The following is a 7,311-nucleotide window of genomic DNA, read 5'->3' as shown; positions in this document are numbered from 1 at the left end:
CGCCGGTAATGCCACCAATCGTGAATAGGAAGATGAAACCGAGCGCCCAGAGAAGCGGCGTTCGGAAGGAAATCGAGCCGCCCCACATCGTTGCTATCCAGGAGAACACCTTGATGCCCGTAGGTACAGCAATCACCATTGAGGCGAAGGCGAAATATGCCTGAGTATCTGCGCCGATGCCGGAGGTGAACATGTGATGTGCCCACACCACGAAACCGACGACGCCGATGGCCACCAGCGCGTAGACCATTCCCAGATAGCCGAAGATGGGCTTGCGTGAGAACGTCGAGACAACGTGACTGACCATACCGAAGCCACCGAGGATCATGATGTACACCTCAGGGTGGCCGAAGAACCAGAACAAGTGCTGGAACAGCACCGGATCGCCGCCGTGCGAAGAATCAAAGAATGCCGTACTGAAATTGCGATCGGTTAGGAGCATCGTAATTGCGCCTGCCAACACCGGTACCGACAGCAACAGTAAGAACGACGTCACAAGGATTGACCAGACGTAAAGCGGCATCTTGTGCAACTTCATGCCTGGCGCGCGCATATTGAAGATAGTCGTGATGAAGTTGATTGCACCGAGAATGGAAGAAATGCCCGCCAAGTGAATGGATAGAATGACGAAATCCATCGCAGCTCCCGGGCTACCGCTGGTTGATAAGGGCGCATAGGCCGTCCACCCGGTGCCGGCGCTACCGTCCCAGGTGCGCCGGGCATGAAGAGGGAGATCAGCAGGAGTGCGAAAGCCGCCGGGAGCAGCCAGAACGAAATATTGTTCATGCGTGGGAACGCCATATCGGGCGCACCAATCATCAAGGGAACCATCCAGTTTCCGAAGCCGCCGATCATCGCTGGCATGATGGCGAAAAAGATCATGATGAGTCCGTGACCCGTCACGATGACATTGAAGACTTCCGGATTGCCGAAAATCTGTAGACCTGGATACATGAGCTCCGCGCGCATGGCCATGGACAGCAAACCCCCGATCGTGCCTCCCACAACGGCCAGGATGAGATACATCGTGCCGATGTCCTTGTGGTTAGTCGAGAAAGCCCAACGCCGCCAACCGCGGGGCCGATCGTCATGTGAAGCGCTTTGAGCTTGCATATGCGCCATTGGTTGATTTCCTTCACCGACTCTTAGTGATCTGAGAGGAAGGCTGTGGAGTTCGTCTTGCCCACAGCTTTCCTTTCAACACCCTCTAGAAGGAGCCGAGAGGGCGCTGACAGGTTCATGCTTTAGACGTTCGTCCTGTTGGTTCTTGATTCTTCCTCCCCTTTCTCGGAGACGTCATCGCCTTGACCTGGGTTGGGCGAGAAGTACTTCTCACGCTTGTTGGAAATGCCGTCGAATTCTTTCGCATCGGCAGGTGGCTCGCGCTTGACGGCAATGTTCGGCCAACTCTCCGCGTATTTCGCATTGAGCTCCAGCCAACTCTCGAGGCCCGACCCTGTGTCCGGTGCGATCGCTTCAGCCGGACATTCTGGTTCGCAGACTCCGCAATCGATGCACTCGTCTGGGTGAATGACGAGCATGTTTTCGCCTTCATAGAAGCAATCGACCGGACACACCTCCACGCAGTCCATATATTTGCACTTAATACAATTGTCGGTGACGACATAGGTCATGGCGTGCTGTGCGTCCGCGCTTGGACTTTGTTCGAAACAGCGAACCTGAGTTTCTCCGCAATTTGATCGGCCTTCATACGAAATGACGCAGCCAAAGGCTCATCGAAGAGTTCGCTGCATGTTTCGTCGAAGAGTGCGATCCACCGAGTGAGCAATGCCCGGTCCATCCCATCGAAGCGCAGATGTGCATCGACAGGGTCTTTCGGACTATCACCTTCGGGCGCTATCGCGGCCGTCCAGAAAGCGCGCATTCTTGCAAGATGCCCCGCCCAGTCACCCACGATCGCATTATCAATGACGTATTCGAGTTGAGGATCGCTGCGGACCTTCGCGTAGAACCGATCGACGAGGCGGGCAATCGCCTCCTCTGAAACTCGAGGTGCTAGGGCGCTACCGCTGCTGCCATCTTCGTTCTTATCCATTTGACCCATATCCGGTTAAACATGTATGTCATGCTCATGTTAGGCGAACAGGACAGAAAAGCAATACATAGAATGCCTCTTTTTCAACCCGTTGGGGAGACCTCATGCGCTTAACCGTCTACACGGATTATGCATTGCGGCTTTTAATGTATTTGGCGCTTCAGAATGATGGCTTGGCTACCATTGAAGAGGTTGCCGATAGCTACGGCGTATCGAAGAACCACCTCATGAAGGTCACCCATCAGCTGGGCGTGGGTGGCTATATCGAGACTGTCCGCGGACGCCACGGCGGTTTGCGTCTTGCAAGACCACCTAAAGAAATCATACTTGGCGATGTTGTCCGCTACACGGAGCCTGACTTCGCGATCGTAATGTGCCTTGAGCCTGTCGATGCAGATTGCGCTATTTTGCCCGGCTGCGTCTTGCGAAAGGCGCTAGAGCGCGCGCGTGACGCCTTCTTGAATGTGCTGGATCAGTACACTCTGAATGACCTCGTCAGGCCGCGGTCGGCTCTCCGGGCGATGCTGGCTATAACGCCACAGGCGGATTCGCGCAGGTAGGGGCGGTGGAAGGCTGGGCTCGGTGGGTTCCTCCCGCCGCCCCATTTAAGGGCGTTACTCAGCCTCTTAATGGTGCCACAGGCAATCGGCAGCGTAATTTGTGCCGGTATCGTACCGAGGGAAGCCGCCGACTTTGGTAGCTCCGTTTCTGCCGGCACGCCGTGGATGAATACGACCCGACGATCCAGTGCAAGATCATCACTTCCGAACGTCTTGGCAAAGGCTGCCTGCAGATCCTTTAATGGTAGCGTCTTCTTGTACTTGTAGGAGCCATTCGAGTCAGCCTTAGGGTATGTGTCGCTTGGAATTTCCATGCTTACCGGGTCGTTGTGGAAGGGAACCATTGTGGTGCCCGCGTACGCTTCAGTCTCGATGAGATCGATTAGGCCATCGTCGTTTTTATCCGCCGCAGAATCCGGACAGCTGGCGGCCTTGCCGTCCTTGAACCCGTGAAAGTGCTGCAAGTGCATCATGTTCGGCGGCAGGCCCTCTGCGTCGACGGTTATCGTCAGTTCGTCTCCGTCGATCGCAAATTTGGCGTCGCCCACGGCTTTGGCGCCTGTTGCATCGCTGTTCAGCGCGTGAAGTTCGGCGGTGTAGACCTGACTTTCAGCAGCCGATGCCGCACCCCAGGTCGCGATGATGATTGCTGCGCCCATGATTCCGGAGACAACGACACGGCTTCGAATGATTTTCATAACCAGTCTCCTACGCTTAGCCTCTTGGTCGAAGATTCTTCGAAACGCGGTATGTTATTGATCTTGACAGCCGCCCGGCGGAAAAGCAATAGACAAAATACATGTTTTGCGTGGTCTGAATGGCAACAGCGAAGAGGCATTGTTGGTAACAAGGATGCCGGATGTATGGATGTTGCCCGATGTCGTGGTGTGTGGCCGTTCACTTATTTCTAGGGGACCGACGGCTGCTTCATGCTCGCATCATTGACGCGAATGCAAACCGACCCTACATAGCGCCAATGACGTGCAACCCTTCATATCATCTACGCCTTTCTCCCGAAGGACCGAGCGACGCGGGCTCCTAGCCCGGTGAAACACTGTCGACCGCGCGGGGACGCTTCATACTTCACAACATCACCAGAAATTTGATCCGGCACAGTGGTACCCGTGCGCGGAGGCCTTACGCAGGCCGCGCCGGAATGAGGTCTATCGATCTCCATAATGGAACCCCGCTCTGTCCCTCCACCGGGTCAGTAAGCTTGACGAGCCGCGCCTGCCGCGATCTTGACGGCTGCCGCCCAGCGCATACCGGACGTGGCCTCGACGCTGCTCAGTGAACTTGAGCAGGTGGAGGTTTGCCCGATGCCACGCTATTTGGTGTCAAAATCCCCCTCTGCTCAGGCGAACGCGAGACCGACGGCCTCGACGTCCGCTGCCCACTCATTTGAGAATAATTTTCACCGACCGAGTGAGAACAGGAACTCTTGCCTCAAAACTGTGTCTTCGCGGTAGAGGCCGGGCATACGCTTGGTCATCTTTCCGATGAATGATCGGCAGGGTAAAGCACCTTTCTATCTTTGCGCACGACGGCGCCGGGCGTCAGGCTCGCCTCATCAACATGAGATTTCCCAAGGATATGCATCACGCGGTCACCGCCGGCGAGCAGATAGTCGGTGATAATCCGCCGGTGACAGCGCCACCAGACGGCTTCGGCGCACATGATTGCGCATATGCGCCGATGGCCCAATTCGCGAAGCCGCGCCAGGCCCCCAGCGAAGGACGCGGTCAATGCATAATCCGCGTAGTTCCGAAAGCTGCTCACCCGCCAATAGAGATTGGGCGAAGGCTCCGTGCCGCGCGCCTTTCCCCGAAGACCACCAAGTTCGGCGATATGTTCATAGCCTATTCGCCGACGCGCCAATTCATCAGAGATGGTCTCCAGATTGAACTGCGGATTGGCGTACGATCGGGGCATCGATCTGACATCTGCAATCAGGTTTACGCGCGATCCCTTGAGCAGATCGATAAACTCGTCGATCGTCCTGGTCGAATGACCTATTGTGTAGAATGTGGTCGTGGCGGCTCCAATGCAGGACCAGCGCGGTCCATCGTCTTTATCGTAGCCAAGCATCGAACCAAACTATGATGACTAGGAGCTTCAAAGTTGGCGATCATGTGAGCTGGAATTCCGAGGCTGGGCGAGTTAGTGGCACGGTGACGCGGGTACATACCCGCGATTTCGATGTCAATGGCTACACCCACCACGCCAGCGTGGATGCGCCGCAATACGAGATCAAGAGCAGCAAGACCGACCACGTCGCCTTCCATAAGGGTTCCGCTCTCACGAAGCTTCGCAGTTAGATGTGAGACTTAGAGCCGACCGATGACAGAAAGAGATCATCATTGACCGATCCTACCATTCCGATGCCCTCGCCTGACGCAGATCTTTACAAACGTCGCTGTTATTAAGAAGCCCGATGCCGTAAGGGCATCGAGCTTCGTTATCCTAGATGATTCCGCCTACTCTTCGAGACGCGGAAGACGTTTAACTCGCCACTCTGCGGGATAAGGTTCAAACCAGAAGCCTTGGCCATAGCTGTTGCACCGATGGCGCCGAACTTGTCATTGAGGTCAAGACCTGCGGTGACCGGAAGTCCGATCCAACCGCCGATGCCGGAGTATACGCCGACATATTGATGGCCGCCGAGCTTCCAAGTTGCTGGGTTGCCGATAACGCCGGAACTCAGCTTGCGGCTCCATAGGACCTTACCGCTTTCACGATCGACCGCGCGGAAATCACCGCCAAGGCTGCCATAGAACATCAAACCTCCATCCGTGTTCATGGTGCCAGCCCAGTTTGGGTACGGATCCGGGATTTCCCACACTGTCTTACCGGTCAAGACGTCGAACTTCTTGACCTTGCCGGTGATGCCAGGAACCTCGGGATACATGTACACGTTGGCGAACACATAGACCGTACCTTGGTTTGTGTGCGTGCGCTCCTGTGGTTCATCCTCCATGCACCAGTTATTAGTCGGCATATAGAAAATATTCGGCTCCTTAGGATCAACGGAACCAGGCTGCTGATCTTTACCGCCCATGGCCGACGGACAAGTGGAGACGTTGCGGCCGACCTCGAGCGGAGAATGCTCGAATACCTTGATCGGACGTCCGGTCTTCAGGTCCACTTTCTCCGCCCAGTCTACGGTCACATATTTGTGCGCGCGGAGGAGCGTGCCATCCGTGCGGTCGAGCACGTAGGCAAAGCCGTTACGATCGAAATGGGTGAGAGCTTTCACCTCTTTCCCCTCAATCTTCATATCGGTGAGCATGTTCTCATTGATGCCGTCATAGTCCCACTGGTCGAAAGGCGTCATCTGATAAGCCCAGACGGCATCACCGTTCGAAACCTTGCGGGCGAAGATCGTCATCGACCATTTGTTGTCCCATTTGCCGGTGTTGCATTCCTCCTGTGAGACAGGCTTGGCACCGCAACGGTAGGACGGACTCCACAGGCCAGGGTTACCGGTCGAGTAGTAGACCATCTTCAGCTCTGGATCGTAGCTGTACCAACCCCAGGCGGTGCCGCCGCCAATCTTGTAATCCTCACCGGGGTAGGTCTTGACGCCTAGGTCCGAACCAGCCTGACCGTATTGCGGGTTGGCTTTGTTGGTCTCCGATGTCAGGCACACGTCCTTATCGGTGCCCGTGCTTTGGCACTCCCAGGCCTTAGAGCCATCCTTCAGGTTGTAGGACGTGATGCGACCTCGCGCGGCAAACTCGTTGCCCCCGAAGCCTATGATCACTTTGTCGTCGGCGATCAGCGGGGCCGGGGTCCCAGTCTCGCCCTTCTCAGGGAAAGCATTCTTAACGACCCAGACTTCCTTGCCGGTTTGGCCGTCGAGGGCGATTAGAAAGCCATCAAGAGTCTGAAACACGAACTTGCCATCGGCATAGGAACCACCGCGGTTCACGGTGTCGCAGCATGCGCGCGGAACAGCCGACTCATCGCGGTCGGTCTTCTTCACATAATTCCAGATCGCTTTCGGCTGATCGGGATCGCTCAAATCAAGACCCTGAACCACGTTGCAGTTTGACATCGCCGGGCAGCCGCTGACCATAAACAGCATGGGCTTACCACCGACATCCTTGACTACGAGGGGCTGTCCCTCTTGGCCACGGAGGGCGCTCATCCCTTGCATCCACACCATCTGCAGCTTGTTGACATTCTTGGTGTTGATATCCGACAACGGACTGTGGCGCGTCAGCGAAAAATCACGGCCTGGAGCTGGCCACTGATCGGGATCCTTCATCCTGGCCAGCTGCTCCTCGTCGGTTCCAGCGACAGCCTGACCGGACAGACTTATCATCACGGCAAGGAGAGTGCCGGTTACCATAGCAGCCTTGAAAAGCCGGCGGCCTGTGGTCAATCCAGTGTTCTCATTCATTTCTGATGCTCCTTCGGGGCGCAACCGCGCAATGCAAACGGACGCCTCGACACGGCAAGCAACCACTAGGTGCTGCCACTCAAAATTTTCTGTGACGGTTTAGAGCCCCCGGCGGACAGCGTCTCGCCGGGGCTAGGAGCCCGCGTCGTTCGGTCCTTTGGGAGGAAGGCGCAAATGGAATGAGAGCTTGCGCGACATTGGTCTTACGTAGGAGTCGGCCGAGGTCTCAACAACGATGCAGGCGCCCAAGCGTCTCTGGTGCACTGGCAACACATGAAACTCGACATTCG

7 protein-coding genes and 1 pseudogene are annotated in these 7,311 nt (G+C 56.1%); 2 read left to right on the top strand and 6 right to left on the bottom strand.

Features of this window, described 5'->3' with window-relative positions; genetic code table 11:
- The 3 genes and pseudogenes from AUC71_RS10380 to AUC71_RS10370 form a co-directional block, all read right to left on the bottom strand.
- Window positions 1-1,122, bottom strand: a pseudogene (locus AUC71_RS10380) (cbb3-type cytochrome c oxidase subunit I); the annotation flags it as partial.
- A 122-nt stretch (window positions 1,123-1,244) separates the two neighbouring features.
- Window positions 1,245-1,634 carry a ferredoxin FdxA gene (gene fdxA / locus AUC71_RS10375; RefSeq protein ID WP_069624200.1) on the bottom strand — a complete coding sequence of 130 codons (390 nt, stop codon included), beginning with the start codon at window positions 1,632-1,634 and terminating at the stop codon, window positions 1,245-1,247.
- The gene (locus AUC71_RS10370; RefSeq protein ID WP_069624206.1) at window positions 1,631-2,056 is read right to left on the bottom strand and encodes a group III truncated hemoglobin; all 426 of its coding nucleotides are present in this window, start codon (window positions 2,054-2,056) and stop codon (window positions 1,631-1,633) included. The genes fdxA and AUC71_RS10370 overlap by 4 nt, the downstream gene beginning before the upstream one ends.
- 104 nt (window positions 2,057-2,160) lie before the next feature.
- Here AUC71_RS10370 and AUC71_RS17820 point away from each other — a divergent pair, with 104 nt between their 5' ends.
- Window positions 2,161-2,616, top strand: a complete 456-nt coding sequence (locus tag AUC71_RS17820) for an RrF2 family transcriptional regulator (RefSeq protein ID WP_083238270.1) — start codon at window positions 2,161-2,163, stop codon at window positions 2,614-2,616.
- Here the strand turns inward: AUC71_RS17820 and AUC71_RS10365 are convergent.
- Window positions 2,529-3,314, bottom strand: a complete 786-nt coding sequence (locus AUC71_RS10365; protein ID WP_069624199.1) for a hypothetical protein — start codon at window positions 3,312-3,314, stop codon at window positions 2,529-2,531. The genes AUC71_RS17820 and AUC71_RS10365 overlap by 88 nt on opposite strands.
- Window positions 3,315-4,104: 790 nt before the next feature.
- The gene (locus AUC71_RS10360; protein WP_083238269.1) at window positions 4,105-4,704 is read right to left on the bottom strand and encodes a DUF488 domain-containing protein; all 600 of its coding nucleotides are present in this window, start codon (window positions 4,702-4,704) and stop codon (window positions 4,105-4,107) included.
- A gap of 14 nt (window positions 4,705-4,718) precedes the next feature.
- Here AUC71_RS10360 and AUC71_RS10355 point away from each other — a divergent pair, with 14 nt between their 5' ends.
- Complete coding sequence (locus AUC71_RS10355) at window positions 4,719-4,934, top strand: hypervirulence associated TUDOR domain-containing protein (protein WP_069624204.1); 216 nt, start codon at window positions 4,719-4,721, stop codon at window positions 4,932-4,934.
- Between the two features lie 140 nt (window positions 4,935-5,074).
- Here AUC71_RS10355 and AUC71_RS10350 read toward each other — a convergent pair whose 3' ends face one another.
- Window positions 5,075-7,021 (bottom strand): PQQ-dependent dehydrogenase, methanol/ethanol family, encoded by a 1,947-nt coding sequence (locus AUC71_RS10350; protein ID WP_244500897.1) that lies wholly within the window; start codon window positions 7,019-7,021, stop codon window positions 5,075-5,077.
- Window positions 7,022-7,311 lie beyond the last annotated feature (290 nt).

The sequence above is a fragment of the Methyloceanibacter marginalis genome (assembly GCF_001723295.1).
In the GTDB taxonomy this organism is placed as follows: domain Bacteria; phylum Pseudomonadota; class Alphaproteobacteria; order Rhizobiales; family Methyloligellaceae; genus Methyloceanibacter; species Methyloceanibacter marginalis.
The sequence above is the reverse complement of the archived record's forward strand: the minus strand, read 5'-3'. Positions and strand labels throughout refer to the sequence as shown.